Source organism: Candidatus Poriferisocius sp. (assembly GCF_965214065.1).
Lineage (GTDB): Bacteria > Actinomycetota > Acidimicrobiia > Acidimicrobiales > Bin134 > Poriferisocius.
In genome coordinates this window covers 139,252-155,092 of sequence record NZ_CBDCAT010000025.1, presented here as the reverse complement: position 1 = coordinate 155,092, position 15,841 = coordinate 139,252, and the positions used below count along the sequence as shown (strand labels likewise).

At 64.9% G+C, this 15,841-nt stretch carries 11 protein-coding genes; 5 read left to right on the top strand and 6 right to left on the bottom strand.

The genetic code is table 11. The annotated features are described in order from the left end of the window. The first annotated feature begins 62 nt into the window (after positions 1-62). A complete protein-coding gene (locus ACOOGG_RS03540; RefSeq protein ID WP_420432345.1) occupies positions 63-881 on the top strand; it encodes a phytanoyl-CoA dioxygenase family protein in 819 nt (272 codons plus the stop codon). A gap of 34 nt (positions 882-915) precedes the next feature. On the opposite strand, the gene ACOOGG_RS03535 is transcribed toward ACOOGG_RS03540, so the two are convergent. Beyond that, positions 916-3,360, bottom strand: coding sequence for a glycoside hydrolase family 3 N-terminal domain-containing protein (locus tag ACOOGG_RS03535; protein WP_420432343.1), 2,445 nt, complete (start codon positions 3,358-3,360; stop codon positions 916-918). 41 nt (positions 3,361-3,401) lie between these two features. Further along, a complete protein-coding gene (locus tag ACOOGG_RS03530) occupies positions 3,402-4,850 on the bottom strand; it encodes a hypothetical protein (protein ID WP_420432341.1) in 1,449 nt (482 codons plus the stop codon). A 56-nt stretch (positions 4,851-4,906) separates the two neighbouring features. Between ACOOGG_RS03530 and ACOOGG_RS03525 the strand changes: the two genes are divergently transcribed. From ACOOGG_RS03525 to ACOOGG_RS03515, 3 genes are read left to right on the top strand one after another with little or no spacing between them, the layout of a single operon-like run. Next, on the top strand, positions 4,907-5,941 hold the full coding sequence (locus ACOOGG_RS03525; protein ID WP_420432339.1) for a hypothetical protein: 1,035 nt from the start codon (positions 4,907-4,909) through the stop codon (positions 5,939-5,941). 24 nt (positions 5,942-5,965) lie between these two features. Then, positions 5,966-8,143, top strand: coding sequence for an MFS transporter (locus ACOOGG_RS03520; protein WP_420432337.1), 2,178 nt, complete (start codon positions 5,966-5,968; stop codon positions 8,141-8,143). After that, positions 8,143-10,977, top strand: a complete 2,835-nt coding sequence (locus tag ACOOGG_RS03515; RefSeq protein ID WP_420432335.1) for an ABC transporter permease subunit — start codon at positions 8,143-8,145, stop codon at positions 10,975-10,977. Before ACOOGG_RS03520 ends, ACOOGG_RS03515 begins: the two co-directional genes overlap by 1 nt. Before the next feature lie 28 nt (positions 10,978-11,005). Here ACOOGG_RS03515 and ACOOGG_RS03510 read toward each other — a convergent pair whose 3' ends face one another. Continuing rightward, positions 11,006-11,389 (bottom strand): type II toxin-antitoxin system VapC family toxin, encoded by a 384-nt coding sequence (locus tag ACOOGG_RS03510; RefSeq protein WP_420432333.1) that lies wholly within the window; start codon positions 11,387-11,389, stop codon positions 11,006-11,008. Then, on the bottom strand, positions 11,386-11,607 hold the full coding sequence (locus ACOOGG_RS03505) for an antitoxin (RefSeq protein ID WP_420432331.1): 222 nt from the start codon (positions 11,605-11,607) through the stop codon (positions 11,386-11,388). Before ACOOGG_RS03505 ends, ACOOGG_RS03510 begins: the two co-directional genes overlap by 4 nt. Positions 11,608-11,772: 165 nt before the next feature. On the opposite strand from ACOOGG_RS03505, the gene ACOOGG_RS03500 reads away from it, so the two are divergent. Next, positions 11,773-14,283 carry a M1 family metallopeptidase gene (locus ACOOGG_RS03500; RefSeq protein WP_420432329.1) on the top strand — a complete coding sequence of 837 codons (2,511 nt, stop codon included), beginning with the start codon at positions 11,773-11,775 and terminating at the stop codon, positions 14,281-14,283. On the opposite strand, the gene hpnH is transcribed toward ACOOGG_RS03500, so the two are convergent. Together hpnH and ACOOGG_RS03490 are read right to left on the bottom strand one after the other, a co-directional pair. Then, on the bottom strand, positions 14,280-15,287 hold the full coding sequence (gene hpnH, locus ACOOGG_RS03495) for an adenosyl-hopene transferase HpnH (protein ID WP_420432327.1): 1,008 nt from the start codon (positions 15,285-15,287) through the stop codon (positions 14,280-14,282). The genes ACOOGG_RS03500 and hpnH overlap by 4 nt on opposite strands. 1 nt (position 15,288) lies before the next feature. Continuing rightward, positions 15,289-15,837, bottom strand: a complete 549-nt coding sequence (locus ACOOGG_RS03490; protein WP_420432610.1) for a hypothetical protein — start codon at positions 15,835-15,837, stop codon at positions 15,289-15,291. Between the last annotated feature and the right edge of the window lie 4 nt (positions 15,838-15,841).

The following is a 15,841-nucleotide window of genomic DNA, read 5'->3' as shown; positions in this document are numbered from 1 at the left end:
TACGGAGCCAGACCGCCCTCCGCTACTGTGCCCGTGTCGAATCCGCATCAGGGAACTGGCCTATGAGCAATCAAATCGACGGTGACGAGTACCGGATATCCGAGGAGGACAAGGATCATTTCGCGGAGTGTGGCTACGTACACCTGCGAGGGCTGCTTACCGCCGAGGATGTCAGCGAGCTCGAAGGCACTTACGACCGGTTTCTGCGCCGGGAGATCGAGGTGCCGGGCAAGGATTACTGCGACATGGCGGGCGATTACGGCCGTGAACCTGAGGATTTCTCGATCATCAACGTCATGCTCCCCCGGCGTTACTACCCCCAGTGGCAGGGCAACATCTTCGAGCGCCGGGCGGCTTCGGCGGCCCGGCAACTCTGCGGCGACGGGATGGCCATCGACTACGACCAGCTCTTGGCCAAGCAGCCGTACAAGGAAGACGCCGTGTTCGCCTGGCACCAGGACATGGCCTACTGGCCCGACACCCCCGACACCCGCACAGCCACTTTCTGGCTGGCTATAGACGACTCCACCATCGCCAACGGCTGCATGCGCTTCGTGCCCGCCACCAACCGGGAACGGGAGCTGCGCCCCCACACCCCCCAGTTCGGCGACCGGGGCGACTCCCACGCCCTAGGCACCGACTTGATGGAGAGCGACGAGCCGGTCCCCGTGCCCATCAGCCGAGGGGATGTGACCGTGCACAACGAGCGGGTCATGCACGGCTCCGGCGGCAACTCCACCGCCGGTTTCCGCCGGGCCTACGTCATCGCCTTTCGCTCCGAGGACACCGTGGCCATCGAGCGCCAACTCGGCTTCACCCACAGCCACAACGACAGCGGCGACGTCCTCAACCAAGTAGGCGTTGAAGGCCAAACCCGCTGAACAGGGCCATCCCGCCCCAAGCTGGCTATTTTCGCTAGACCGCTCGTGACGGGGTGGTGAAGGAGGTTCGGTGGTCGAGCCGAAGGCTGTTGGTCAGATGGAGACTGGCCTTGAGGGGGAGATCTGTAGACGACCGCCCCACCATCACTTCGACGTCGCCCTCTTCGACCACTAACTCGAAGTTGCGGTTTAGAAAGGCGAGCTGGCTGGCGGCGAAGTCGAACTCCACCCGACTGCTCTCTCCGGGCTCCAGCGACACCCGGTGAAAGCCCGCCAGTTGGCGGACAGGGCGGGTTACCGAGCCCACCACGTCTCTCACGTAGAGCTGCACCACCTCGTCTCCGGCACGATCACCGGTGTTCTTCACTTCACAGCCGATCACAACCGCCTCTCCGGCCTGGGGGACTGTGGCAGACAGTGTGAGATTGCTGATCTCGAATGTGGTGTAGGAGCGGCCGTGGCCGAATGCCCAGACCGGAGCGCTTGGCCCGTCCACGTAGGCCCGGTCGGACGATGAGCCGCTGCCGTGCTTGTGCCCGTGGTAAGTCGGCGACGCGCCCACACCAGCAGGAAACGACACGGGAAGCTTGCCCCCGGGGTTCAGCTCGCCGAACAAAGTCGAGGCAATCGATTCGGGTCCCTCAGGGCCGGGATGCCAAACCTGGAGGATGGCTCTGGCACCGGCGAGGTCTCCAGCGATATCGAGAGGCCGGCCGCTGACCACTACCGCAACGGTGGGCACCCCGGCCGCGATCACCCGCCGCACGAGCTGGGGCTGCGCGCCGGCAAGCTCGAGCGTCTTGCGGTCACGGCCTTCTCCTCCGGTGGCGTCGCCCACCCAGCCGGTCTTCTCGCCTATGGCCAACACCACAACGTCGGCACCTCGGGCTGCCTCCACCGCTTCGTCGATGCCGTCTTCATCAAGCCGGGTCCAGTCACAGCCCTTCACGCTCGTGACCGGGGTGTATCGGGCAATGGCGTCGGCAATGGTGCTTATGTCTGGGTATAGACCTCTAATCGCCTGATCCAGTTCGACCGGGTCGATGATGGCGCCGGTGCTATGGAAGACCTTGGCCACCGCGTCCAGAGTTGGATCGGGAGAGGACTCATTGGCCGGTCCGTCGGCATCATCGCCACCCCCGAAGACACCGGCCATTGACCCCCCGAGACCCTGAGACAGCGCCAGGCCGAGTTCGACAGCCGCAGGCGGGGTGTACGCCGCGAATAGGCCCCGCAACGTGTCGGCCATCGGGCCGATTACCGCCACCGACCCGGCATCGGCGCGAAGCGGAAGGGTGCCGTCATTCTCCAGCAACACCAGCGACGCGTCGGTGATGGTTCGAGACAGCTCCAGCGCCGCTGGTTGGTTGAAGGCCTCAGCAGCCCGGTTGGCATTCATGGTGGGAGAGTCCATGAGGCCGACCTGGAATCGCTGGGTGAGTGCCCGCTCAACGGCAAGATCGAGAACCGATTCTTCGAGTTCGCCGTTTCGGATCGCATCGGGCAGCGAGGAGTAGCAGATTCCCGTGGGCAACTCGATGTCGAGTCCCGCCGACAGGGCCATTACTCCGGCCTCGGCATTGTTGGCGGCCACCGCATGGGGCTGGTGGATTCGGGCCACCGCCGAGTAGTCGGCCACCACGCATCCCTGGAATCCGAGTTGGTGGCGAAGCAGGTCGGTGAGGATCTCGGGAGATGCGGCCACCGGCACCCCGTCGATCTCGGAATACGAGTTCATCACCGACGCCAGCCCTGCCTCACGGATGGCGCCCTCGAAAGGCAGGGCGTACACCTCGTACACCGCACGCGGCCCAATGGGGCTGGCCGTCTGGTTGAGGGCCCCTTCAGTGTAGGAGTAGCCAAGGAAGTGCTTGCCGGTGGCGATCGTGCCTTTACCCAGATCGTCGGTCTGCATGCCGCGGACGAAGGCGATGCCCATCGCGGCGCACAAGAACGGGTCTTCCCCGTAGGTCTCGTGGACTCGGCCCCAACGGGCGTCCCGGTTCACATCCAGCACGGGCGAGAGCACGTGATTGATTCCGACCGCCCGAGCCTCACTGCTGGCCACCCCGGCCATCTGCTCGATGAGCTGCGGCTGAAAGGTGGCCGCCAGGCCGATAGCGGTGGGGAAGGCAGTGGCGCAGTCATGGGCTAGGCCGCACAGGGCCTCATTGTGGACCATGGCCGGAATCCCCAACCGGGTGTGGTCCCGCAACCACTCTTGGATTGCGTTGATGGCTGCGGCCAATTCCCGGGGCTGTCGGGCGAGACCCCCGCCCATGCAGATGTGGCCCACCCCGTGGGGAATCACCTGGCTCATCTTGTCGGGATCGGGACCGTATTGGCCCATGAACATTGCCGGGAAAACGCCCACTACTTGGGCGGCCTTTTCCTCCAACGTCATGCGCGACAGCAGATCAGCCACCCGCTCGGAGATGGGCAGGCTGGAGACGAGATGCGGAGGGGCTGCCTCTGTCATCGCACCTCGTCGGAGCCGCGCATTCGCAAGCCGAGCACCGCTTAGTTGACGGGTAAGAAGTCGTCGGCGGCGGCGTCAAAGGCAAGTAGAATTGGAGCGCCGTCGCCGATGTCGAACTTGCCAGCCTCTATTGATGCCGATGAATTGGCCGTCACGTCGAGACTGAGACCACCTTCGGCGGCCGCCCTAAACGAATCGTTGGTGAGATCTGGCCCGGCAGCCGTAGCAATCTGCGTGAATATCTCCACAGCTTGGCACGCCCAAATGGTGGTGTTCAGATTCACCGGCTCATCACCCTCGGGGTCGACAATGACAATTTCGCCCGACGCCGCTTCGAAGCGGTCGATGCAGGAAACAACGCTTGGATCCCCCGCCTTGGCGAGATCTTCGAATCCCACTGAACCGAGCGCATAGGCACCTTCTAGGGCATCGGTCGTGTAGCCGAGGTCGCGATAAAGCTCGGGGTCGATGCCGCTTCCTCTGGTTGCTACCAACCTGGGGCGATATGGACTCCGATCAATGCCAGAGACCACGTTGAGAGCCGAACCGATTCCCACCGCGAGGATTACCTCGGCCCCGTCGGCCTGCCACCGCTGGGCAAAGGCCTGCATCTCAGCTTCTGAGGCGGCAATGTCACCCCCACTGCTGGTGGATTCGGTTTCTGACACCACATCGACTCCGGCGGCCACCAGGGCGTTGACGTAGTGATCCCGCTCACTTCCCGTGTCCGCGGCGGCATGCACCGCCACCGGACCATCCAGGATCCCGGCATCGATCAGCAACTGGACGCTGATTGCCGCGCCGCGGGCAGGGAGCGCGCCTGGGCCGATGGCCACAGCCTTGGACCGGTCGAAATCCTCTTGGCTGACCCCGAAGGTGTTGATAAAGATCGTTTCGTTCACGTCGGTGAAACAGGTCAGATTGGTGAGCAGCGGACCCATGGCCGCAAACACTTCCTCATCTTGCGTCAACTGCACGCAGGCCGCTTCTGACTCGACATTCCCTAGGGGCGAATACCCCACCATGACCGGCTCAAGTCGGCGACCGAGAACCCCACCGTTGGCGTTGACCTCGTCGATGACGGCCTGCCACTTGGCTTCCACGTCGCCGTTGCTGCGGCCGATGACGGAGAGATCGATGATCACGATGCCGATCTTGATCGCCTCAGAGGTCACGCCCCGGAACGAGTCGGTCAGCACAATCGGCTCAGGCTCGGCTGGCTCTTCCTCGGTCTCCGGCGCCTCAGCCTGCTCGTCTGCGGGCTCAGGTGTCTCCGGTTCCGGCGCCGTGGCCTCCGCGTCAGCCTCTTCCGGCTCGTCTGCGGGCTCAGGAGCTTCTGTTGGTGGGGGCGCGGTCTCAGGCGCAGCTTCTTCCGGCTGGGTCTCAGGTTCCTGAGCACCGCCGTCCGAGGCAGGCTCTGAATCTCCGCCCCCGCACGCCGATGCCAAGACGAGCAGAACGGTGATAATTCCTATGAGTCGTAAGCGCATGGCTGAATCCCTCCGCAAAGATCTAGCCCTTTACGGTTCCACATTAGGTTGTGGCCATGCGACAAGACTCGGGCAGGATGCAGATCACCGTCCAGACCCCGGATCGCTCTAGCGAGCCAGTTGACTTCGGCGCTCCGTTCGAGCCTCCTGCCGGTCGGGTACTGCACTGCTGGGGCCAGCTCGGCGTCGAGGATCGACCCCACCTCGTCGAAGACAGCGAGCTCGCCGAATACGAGGCGACCATCGAACCGAAACCGGGGGTGGTGAGCACCTATGCCCACGTCCATGACACCAGCGACGGAATTCTCGACGCCTTCTGCCAGGGGATCGGCAACCTCATGGGGAAACGCCCAGGATTTGGGTTGATCGTCGGCCTCCATGTCCGCCCGGTCGAACATGTGGTGGCCAAAGGAACATGCGACGAATCGCTTCGCCGAATGGCTCGGTGTCTGCGGGATCTGGACATGCCCGTGTGGCTGCGGATCGGCTATGAGTTCAACCTCAGCTTCGACCCTCACGACACCGAGGCTTACAAGGACCTGTTCCCCCACATCGTCGAGCTGTTCCGCCGCGAGGAAGCTCACAACGTGGCCGCCACGTGGTGCTCAGCGGCGGGATCGTTCCAGTTCCGAGACCCGTTCGACTGGTGGCCTGGAAACGAGTACGTCGACTGGGCTGCCATGGACGTGTTCGCCCCGATTGGCTTCGAGCGCTCCGAGACATCCGCCTATCTCGACCGGTGCCGGGAAGAGAGGAAGCCGGTGATGATTCCCGAGTCGTGTCCCTTCTTCTTCGATTGGAATCTGGTCGATCCCGACCGTCCCGAGTCGTTTCGCGACGGGCTGCTCGAGATCGGCGACTTCGAAGACCAATGGGCCTGGTACGAGGCCATGTTCGAACTGGTTCGGCGTCGGCCCGAGATCAAAGCCCTCACAGTGATCGCCACCGACTGGCGAGACGGCATGTTCCCGTTCTACGGCGATACCAGAATCGGCTCTTGGGATGGCTTGGCCGAACGCTATGCCGCCGCGTTGTCCGACCCGCGCTTCATGCACCGACAGGAGTCCCAAGATCTGTTCGAGCACCGATAAGCAAACCACCGGGAGGGGGGGTAGATGACCGACGCCGCCAGCGACGACGCCGGCGCCCTGTCTCGCCGGGTGCTTGACAGCCAGACAGATCAGACCGGCGCCGACGATGAGGTGATATTTCCCGACCACGTCCTTCCCGGTGTGGGCGGCGAGCAAATGTCGCTGCGGGAAGGGCTGGCCAAAGGCGGAATAGCCACCTTCCTCGTCCTGTTGATCCTCAACAGCCTCGATGAGCTCGAATCGGCGGCGCTGTCGGTTCTCGCTCCCGAAATCCGCGACAGCTTCGGCGTAGGCGACGGGGTCATCGTTTTCTTGGGCGCCGCCTCGGTGTCGTTCGTGTTCCTCGGCGCATTGCCCATGGGCTGGCTCGCCGACCGATTCCGCCGGGGACCGATCATCGGAGTGGCCAGCCTCGCGTTCGGCCTCTTCTCGCTGCTTTCCGGCCTCGCCCGCCATGTGGCGGTGTTCTTCTTCGCCCGGCTCGGAACCGGAATCTCCAAGTCCAACACCCTCCCCGTCCACAACTCTCTGATAGCCGACCAGTACCCGATCGGCGTACGAGGCCGCATCGCGTCGCTCTCCATCATGTCCGGGCGCACGGTGAGCATCATCAGCCCGGTGCTTGTCGGCGGCATCGCAACCCTCGTCAGCTGGCGGTGGACCTACTACACCCTGTGGATACCGGTGGCCGTGGTGGCCGTGTTGGCGTTCAGGCTCCCTGAGCCGGTGCGAGGCCAGTGGGAGAAGACCGACGTATTGGGCAAGACGGGTGGCGATGGCGACTCTGCCCCCATCTCGCTTGAGGCCGCGTTCGCCCGGCTGAACAAGGTCGCCACCCTGCGCACCGTGCTACTCGGCTTCGCCGCGCTGGGCTTCGGACTCTTCAGCCGACCAGTGCTCACCTCCTTGTTTCTCGAGGACGAGTACGGACTGGGCCCGTTGGGCCGAGGCACCCTAACCACGGCGTCGGGAGTCGGGGTCATCGCCATCATGCCGCTGGTCGGGCGGCGTTTCGATCGCCTCTACCGCGAGAACCCCACCCGGGCGATGGGGTTGATCGGTGCGCTCGTCTTGCCCTCGGCGCTGTTGCTGCCCGTCCAGTTCAACATGCCCAACCCGTGGCTCTTCGCCGTGTTGGACGTTCCCGGCTCGCTGATGATGTTCGCGGCGTTCGCCATGGTCGGGCCTCTCATGCAAGCCGTGGTGCCCTACCGGCTTCGGGGCATCGGCTCGGCGCTTTCCACGCTGTACATCTTCTTCATCGGCGCGGCCGGCGGCGGCCTGCTGTCGGCCATGGTGATCGATGCCAGCGGCCCGAAGACCACCATCCTGGTGCTCGGCCTGCCCTCCACCATCGTCGGCGGCGCCTTCATGTTGAACGGCGCCCGCCACATTCGGCGCGACTTGTCGCGCAATGTGGCGGAGATACTCGAAGAGCAGGCCGAACACGACCGCCAACGAGAAGACCCCGAACACATCCCTGCCCTGCAATTGGCTGACGTCGACTTCAGCTATGGCAACGTCCAAGTGCTCTTCGATGTCGGCTTCGAAGTCCGCAAGGGCGAGACCCTGGCCCTGCTGGGCACCAACGGCGCCGGCAAGTCGACCATTCTGCGGATCATCGCTGGCCTCGGCACTCCGGAACGGGGAGTGGTGCGCCTGAATGGCCGCACCATCACCTTCTCCACCCCCGAACAGCGAACCGAGATGGGAATCCAGACCCTCTTGGGGGGAAGCGGCGTATGGGCGCCGCTCAGCGTGCTCCACAACCTGGAGATGGGGACCTATCAGCTCCGAGACGACAAGGCCGAACGGCAGCGTCGAATCGAGCACGCCCTTAAGTTGTTTCCCGAACTCCGCTCCCGCCTCGACGACCGGGCCGACGCCCTGTCGGGCGGCCAACAACAGATGCTCGCCTTGGCCCGGACACTGTTGTGCCAGCCCGAAGTCCTCCTGATCGACGAACTGTCCCTCGGCCTCGCTCCTACTGCGGTGGCCGAGCTCATGGGCCACATCGAGCGGCTCCAATCGACCGGGCAGACCATCGTCATCGTAGAACAGTCGCTCAACATCGCCCTGGAATTGGCCGACCGGGCCGTGTTCATCGAGAAGGGCCAGGTGAGGTTCGAAGGCCCGGCCTCTGAACTGGCTGAGCGCGACGACCTGGTCAGAGCCGTTTTCTTGGGAGACGAGGGGGGCTGATGGCGCTGGGTTTCCTCGAAGCCAACCGCCAGCTCATTTTCGACGGGGCGGTGAACGGACTGGTGTACGGGATGCTGGCTATGGGCATCGTCCTGATATTCCGCTCGTCCCGGGTCATCAATTTCGCGGCCGGAAACATGGGCCTGCCCGGTGCCGGTCTGTTGGCACTGCTGGCACTGCGCTGGAACGTTCCCTTCTGGCTAGCGGCACTCGCTGCTGTCGCGGTGGGGGCACTCTTCGCCGCCGTGGTGGAGGTCGGGGTGGTGCGCCGGCTGTTCACCGCGCCGAGGGTGATCTTGTTGGTGGCCACCATTGGGATCGCCCAGCTTGCTCAGGGCATCCTGCTGGCCTACCCCGACGTCGGCGGCGGCATCGGCACCCGCTATCCCGTCATCGTCGACACAACCTTGACCGATGTGGCCGGGCTCTTCGTCACCGGTCCACAGCTCAGCGCGCTGATCGTCGCCCCCCTGGTGGCGATTGCGCTCGGCGTGCTGCTGGACCGCACCCCCTACGGCCGAACGGTGCAGGCCACCGCGGCCAACCCCGATTTGTCGCGAGTCTCGGGCATCAACCCGAAACCGGTATCGCTCACCATCTGGGTGATCGCCGGGGTGGTGTCCACCATCGCGGTGATCCTGCTCTCCGCGGACCGCAGCGTGAGCGGGCTGGAGACGGTGGGGCTCACCACCATGGCCAACTCACTGGCCGCCGCAGTGATCGCACGCATGCGATCGTTCCCGCTCGCCCTGGCCGGAGGAGTGGTGGTCGGCGTGACGTTCTCGCTGGTCAAGTTCAACTATCCGGTTGAGGGCGGGCTCTTTGAGTTCGTCCTGCTCATCGGGGTGCTGGTGGCGGTTGCAGTCCAGGGCCGCCGGGACGACGACGCTCCAGGGCGGTACTCGTTCGCTCCCAAGGTCCGCCCCATTCCCCAGCACCTGATGTCAATCTGGTGGGTCCGACATTTGGGCAAGATCGCCCTAGGTCTGGCTGGCGTGGCCGCAGTGCTGTTGCCCATGGTCGTTACCACCCCGTCACGGCAGATCACCTATGCCACCATCCTCGCCTTCGGGATCTGCGCGGTGTCGGTGGCCATCATCACCGGATGGGCAGGACAGCTATCGCTGGGCCAGATGGCCTTTGCCGGAATCGGCGCTGTGGCCGCGGCTTCGTTCCAGCGGGGCATCCAAATGGACATCGGCTGGGGCGACAACCGGCTGATCGATTTCGAGGCCGGTGGCATCCCCTTCGCGGCCGCGGTTGCCCTAGGAGCGGTTATTGCTGCCGGGTTTGCCGGGCTGGTGGGCGTGGGCGCACTGCGGGTGCGCGGCCTTCTGCTCGCCGTGGCCACGTTTGTTCTCGCCCTGGCCACCGAGGAGTATCTCTTCCGCCGGCCCATCTTCAGCGATGGAAACACCAACTCAGTCTCCTTTCGCCGGGGCCAGGTTTTCGGGCTCGACCTCGACAGCCAGCGCACCTACTACTGGCTGCTGTTCGGGGTCTTGGTGGTGGTGCTGGTAGCGGTAGCCCGCATTCACCGCAGCCGCTTTGGCCGGGCCATCCGGGCCCTGCGGGACAATGCCGATGCCGCGGCCGCCTACGGGGTTCGCCCGGCGCGGACCAAGCTGGGAGCTTTCGTCTTAGCCGGCGCGGTTGCCGGCCTTGGCGGCGGCCTCTTGGCCGGAGTGATACACGAGGTCCCCCTTACCGGCCGCTTCTTCGGAACCGGGGAATCCTTGCGGCTCATCTCCATGGCCATCATCGGCGGCATCGGCGCCGCCATCGGACCGGTGCTCGGCGCGCTATGGGTGATCGGACTTCCCGCCTTCGCTCCCACCAACCGCTTGATCCCCCTGTTCACTTCAGGCGTCGGCCTGCTGATCCTTCTTCTGTATTTCCCCGGCGGACTCGCTCAAATCGCCTATTCCGCCCGCGACCGGATCGTGGCCTGGCTGGAAGTCCGCCGACCACCACCCCCGACCAAGCAAATCCACTCCGTGCCCACCGCGCTAGCGGTTCCGGCCGCGCTGCCCGACACCTCTGAACCGGCGCTGCGGGCAACCGGGATTTCCGTGCGCTTCGGCGGCCGATTGGCGGTCGACAACGCCCACATCGAAGTGGCCCCCAGTGAGGTTGTGGGGCTCATCGGCACCAACGGCGCCGGCAAGTCGACTCTGATTAACGCCATCGGGGGTTTCGTCCCGTCCAGGGGCCGCGTCGAGCTCTACGGCTGGCCGATTCACCGCCTCAAGCCCGCCGAACGGTCCCGAAAAAGACTGGGCCGGACATTCCAAGCCGCAACCCTGTTTCCCGAGCTCACCGTCCGAGAAACCGTCCTGGTGGCCGCCTCCTCTGCGCTGTCCACCAATCCAAGACGACTCTTGACCGCGGCCCGCACCAAGCAGGGCAACCGCTCCTCACAGGCCCGAGCCGACGACCTGATCGACTTTCTCGGTTTGGGCCGCTACGCCGACCGCCAAATCGCCGACCTTTCCACCGGCACCCGCCGAATCGTCGAACTCGCCGGACTCTTAGCCCTCAACGCCCAGATGCTGTGCCTCGATGAGCCCACTGCCGGAGTGGCGCAGCGAGAGGCCGAGGCTTTCGGACCCCTCGTCGTGGAAATCCGCCGCCATCTCAACGCCGCCATGCTCATCGTCGAGCATGACATGCCGCTCATCATGTCGATCAGCGACCGCGTCTACTGCCTAGAAGCCGGCACCATCATCGCCCAAGGAACACCCGCCGAAGTCCGAGCCAACCCCGCCGTCATCACCAGCTACCTAGGCTTAGACACCCGCGCCATCCACCGCAGCGACGCAACCCCCGACTGAGACGGCTTCAGCACCTTTCGGTCCTACGTCAGCTCGGCACAACAGTGATTGGACAGCTGGTGCCGGGGGCGGCGGCTAGTCGGGCATCGGCAGTCAGCAGGGTGCAGTCCAGTGCCTCGGCAAGAGCAACATAGGCCGCGTCATAGGCCGACACATTGTCCCGAAGGGCCCACATCCTGGCCACCAGCCCTACCAGCGGGAAGCGCTCCACCCCCAGCCGACTCCACCGCTGCACCGCTCGCTCTGCTTCTCGGGTGGTCAATGACCCGCGAATCAGCAGTTTGCGGAGGGTCTGAACCACCTCAGCATCCACTAAGTGCGGTGCGGCCAAGCGGCTCTCGCTCACCATCCGCCGACCATCGCCATCGCTCAGCAGCGCCGACACGGCGGCCGACGCATCGACCACGATCACCGGTCGGCGCGGCCCTCGTCGAGCGCCTCCAAAATCTCAGCAGTCGAGATACCCAGACTGGGCAAGTCGCCAAGCAGCAGCGGGTTGGCAGCCCGCCGAGTAGAACCGGCCAACTCCCGCACCGCCATCGCCGACACCGACAACCCCTCACGACCCGCCAGAGTTTCAAGGCGATGCACAACTTCATCAGGCACATTACGCAAGTACAGAGTTCTCATGTTGCATTATGCTAGCAACTAGCTATCGCAAAGGAAACAAACGACATCGACTTCGAGTATTCAGCCTCCCTAGGGGAATAACGCTCGACAGCGGAAACAGGAGTGATTGTCTGCCGCGTTGATTTCCGCGCAGAATTGCGAAACCACGTCATCTAGTCTCAGCCGATGGCCGAGGACGCATCCAACCCTTACCGGCTGCCTCGGACGGTGGTGCCGCGGCGGTATGAGTTGCGGTTGGAGCCGGATCTGGAGGAGTTTTCGTTTGCGGGGGCGGTGTCGGTGGATCTTGAGGTGCTGGAGCCGGTGGGCGAGATTGTGCTCAATGCGGCTGAGTTGGAGATTGCCGGCGGGGACCTCAACGAAGTGGCGCTGGCCGGCATCGATTACGACGAAGAGCATGAGCGGGCGGTGCTGCGGCTGGGTGAGCCGGTTTCGCCCGGGCCGGCCCGGCTGAGCCTGACGTTCACCGGGACGCTGAATGACCAGCTAAGGGGGTTCTATCGATCCACGTTCACCGACGACGACGGCGATGAGCGGGTGATCGCCACCACGCAGTTCGAATCCACCAATGCCCGGCGGGCGTTTCCGTGCTGGGACGAGCCCGATCTCAAGGCGACTTTCGAGGTGACCCTGGTGGTGCCCGACGACCTGATGGCGGTGTCTTCAGGGGCGGAGGTCGATTCTGAGCCCACAGACGACGGGCGCCGGGCGGTGAAGTTCGCCCCCACCATGGAGATGTCCACCTATCTGTTGGCATTCATTGTCGGCCCGCTGGAAGCCACCGAACCGGTGGACGTGAACGGCACGCCGCTGCGGGTCCTGCACCCCGTGGGCAAGGGCCACCTCACCGAGTTCGCCCTGGACGCCGGAGCGTTTTGCCTCGACTTCTTCGAGGACTACTTCGCCATCGACTACCCCGGCGACAAGCTCGACTTGGTGGCCATCCCCGACTTCGCCTTCGGGGCCATGGAGAACATGGGCTGCGTCACCTTCCGAGAGATCCTGCTGCTCATAGACCCCGACAGCTCCACCCAGCAGGAACGGCAGACCGCGGTGGACGTGATCGCCCACGAGCTGGCCCACATGTGGTTCGGGAACCTGGTGACCATGAAATGGTGGAACGGCATCTGGCTGAAGGAGGCATTTGCCACGTTCTGCGAGATGCTGGCGGTGGACGCCTACCGCCCCGACTGGAAGCGGTGGCTGGCATTCGGACTGTCGAGGGCGGCGGCCTTCGACGTGGACGCCCTCGCCGCCACCCGGACTATCGAGTACCCGGTGGTCTCCCCCGCTGATGCCGAGGGCATGTACGATCTGCTCACCTACGAGAAGGGCGCCGCCGCGGTGCGGATGCTGGAGCAGTACCTAGGGGCCGACGAGTTCCGCGACGGGGTCCGCCACTATCTCCAGCGCCACTCCTACGCCAACACCGAGACCCACGACTTGTGGGATGCCCTTTCCGAGTCCACCGGCGAGCCAGCCCGAGACGTGATGGACTCATGGATCTTCCAGGGCGGCCACCCAGTGGTGACCGCCTCAGCCGACGACAGCGGCATCATCACGCTCAGCCAAAGCAGATTCCGCTACGACGGCCAGCCCGACGATACCCGCTGGCAAGTGCCGGTGGTGGCCGCGGTGGGCACCGACAACGGAGAACACCGCGAACGGCTGGTGCTGGATAATCCGGTCGCACTGAACGCCGACAAGCCTTCTTGGGTCATGGTAAATCCAACGGCTGATGGCTTCTACCGGGTGGCCTACCAAGGCGACCTGCTCGACCGGCTGCTAGAGGGCGGCCCCGAGCTGGACCCGCTCCAGCGATACGTGCTGGTGGACGACCAATGGGCACTGACGGTGGCCAACCGGATGGGCGTGGCCGATTACATGGAGTTCGCCGAGCGCATTGCCGCCACCGAGGACGACTTGGCCGTATGGCGCCGGCTGGCCGGCACGCTGGGCACTCTCGACCACATGGCTCCAAACGACGGGCGGGCTGGACTCCAGGCTCGAGTGAGGGCCATGGTCGGCCCGGCGTGGGGCGGGGTGGGCTGGGAGCCCGCCACCGGTGAGAACGACCGCATCGGCGAATTGCGGGGCGTGCTAGCCCGCACCCGGGCCGTGGAGGGCAACGACGCCGAGGCCATCGCCCGATGCCGGGCGCTTATGGCCGACGAGGGCATCGACCCCGCCCTGGCTGCGGCCGCCATCGCCGTGGTCGCCGCCACCGGAGACGAGGCCGACTACGAGGAGATCCGCCGACGCTACAAGAGCGCCCCCACCCCGCAGCTTGAGCTGCGCTATCTGATGGCGCTCACCAGCTTCGACGCCCCCAGGCTCATGGACCGCACCCTGGCCGCCACCCTCGACGGCACGGTACGCAGCCAGGACGCCGGTTTCGTGCTGCGGGGCTGTCTGGAAAACCGCGGCCTCGGCCCCCAAGCCTGGGCGTTCATCGCCGAGCACTGGGACGGCATCAACCAACGCCTCCCCTCAGCCATCATCCCCCGAATGCTCGGCGGCATCAGCGCACTTTCCACCCCCGAGTTAGCCGCCGAAGTCCAAGACTTCCTAGGTGGCCACCCTGTTGCCCAAGGCCCCCTGATCGTCGCCCAGCATCTTGAACGCCAACAGATAAACGTCCATCTGCGAAGTCGAGTCCAACAAGGCCTAGGCTAGTTGGTCCCGACCGCGGCCCTGACCGACTCCTTCACCGACTTGATGGTGGCGAAGACCGCAGTGGGCTCGTATCCGCAGTGGGCCATGCAGTTGTCGCAGCGGGGATCTCTGCCACGGCCGTAGCTGTCCCAGTCGGTGGTCTCGATCAGCTCCTGGTAGGTCTCGGTGTAGCCGTCGGACATCAGATAGCAGGGCCGCTGCCAGCCGAACACCGAGTAGCTGGGGATCCCCCAGGCGGTGCACTCGTACTCCACCTTGCCCTCGAGGAAGTCCAAGAACAGCGGCGTGTGGTTCAGCCGCCACTTCTTGCGCTTGCCCTCGGAGAAGGCGTCCCGGAACAAGCGCTTGGTCTGCTCCACCGGCAAGAAGTGCTCTTGGTCGGGGGCCTTCTCATAGGCGTACCCCGGCGAGATCATCATGGAGTCGACTTCGAGGTCGTCGTTCAAGAAGTCGAGCACGCTGCGCACGTCTTCGGGGCTGTCGGTGCTGAAGAACGTGCTGTTGGTGGTGACCCGGAATCCCTTGGCCTTGGCCTCGTTGACTGCCTCCACGACCTCGTCGAACACCCCTTCGCGGGCCACGGCCAGGTCGTGGCGCTCCTTCAGCCCGTCCACGTGGACCACGAACGAGAAGTAGGGCGACGGCTTGAACTTGTCGATCTTGCGCCGTAGCAGCACCGCGTTGGTACACAGGTACACGAACTTCTTGCGCTTGATTAGCTCGTCAACCATCTCGTCGATGTGGGGGTGCAGCAGCGGCTCGCCCCCGGCGATGGACACCATCGGGGCGCCGCACTCCTCCATGGCTGCCACTGCCTCGTCCACGCTGACCCGCTTGCGCAGCACCTCGGTGGGATACTGGATCTTGCCGCAGCCGGGACACTCCAGGTTGCAGGCGAACAGCGGCTCCAACTCCACGATGAGTGGGAACTTCTCCCGGCGGCGCAGCTTGTTCTTGAACACATAGGCGCCAACCTTGGCCGCTTGTCTCATCGGGATGGGCATGTCAGCAAACCTCCTTGGTCAGCACTGGCGTCAATCGTCGAATGGTGCGCAGCGCTCGGTTGATCCTTACCGGGGCAGTCAGAGACCGCAGTTCCCGGCTGGGGGTGTCGGTAACTACCCGAACCACCGCCGCTGGACCGCGATGATGCTCCAAAAGCCAGGCCGACTCCATATCGACCGCCACCGCGCCCTGCTCGGCCAGCTCCTGTCGGCGTGGGCCGACGGCTAGCTTGGACACACTGGCGACGGGACCGGTGTGCACGGTGAACCCGGCTTCTTCCAGGCACCTGGCCACTGCTTCGGCCTCGGGCAGTCCGATCGCGACGACATCGGCGGCCGACACCTCGGTGGCAACCACCACATCGCCGGGCGCGATGCCCTCAACCACCGCCCCGCCCATGCCGACCACCGCCACCGGCCCGCTATGCTGCTCGACTCGGCGGCTCGGCTTGGGGCCCATGCCCGTGCACACCACGGTCGCCCCACCGCCATCCCGGCGGAGGCCCCTTCGTGCGGCTCGGGCCTCCATGGCCAGTGGACAAAGCACCATCAGG

Excerpts from the sequence above, each read along its gene's own strand:
- ACOOGG_RS03515 (WP_420432335.1), top strand. The coding sequence starts at position 8,143 with ATGGCGCTGGGTTTCCTCGAAGCCAACCGCCAGCTCATTTTCGACGGG.
- hpnH (WP_420432327.1), bottom strand. The coding sequence starts at position 15,287 with ATGCCCATCCCGATGAGACAAGCGGCCAAGGTTGGCGCCTATGTGTTC.
- ACOOGG_RS03525 (WP_420432339.1), top strand. The coding sequence starts at position 4,907 with ATGCGACAAGACTCGGGCAGGATGCAGATCACCGTCCAGACCCCGGAT.
- ACOOGG_RS03540 (WP_420432345.1), top strand. The coding sequence starts at position 63 with ATGAGCAATCAAATCGACGGTGACGAGTACCGGATATCCGAGGAGGAC.
- ACOOGG_RS03490 (WP_420432610.1), bottom strand. The coding sequence starts at position 15,837 with ATGGTGCTTTGTCCACTGGCCATGGAGGCCCGAGCCGCACGAAGGGGC.
- ACOOGG_RS03530 (WP_420432341.1), bottom strand. The coding sequence starts at position 4,850 with ATGCGCTTACGACTCATAGGAATTATCACCGTTCTGCTCGTCTTGGCA.
- ACOOGG_RS03535 (WP_420432343.1), bottom strand. The coding sequence starts at position 3,360 with ATGACAGAGGCAGCCCCTCCGCATCTCGTCTCCAGCCTGCCCATCTCC.
- ACOOGG_RS03505 (WP_420432331.1), bottom strand. The coding sequence starts at position 11,607 with ATGAGAACTCTGTACTTGCGTAATGTGCCTGATGAAGTTGTGCATCGC.
- ACOOGG_RS03500 (WP_420432329.1), top strand. The coding sequence starts at position 11,773 with ATGGCCGAGGACGCATCCAACCCTTACCGGCTGCCTCGGACGGTGGTG.
- ACOOGG_RS03520 (WP_420432337.1), top strand. The coding sequence starts at position 5,966 with ATGACCGACGCCGCCAGCGACGACGCCGGCGCCCTGTCTCGCCGGGTG.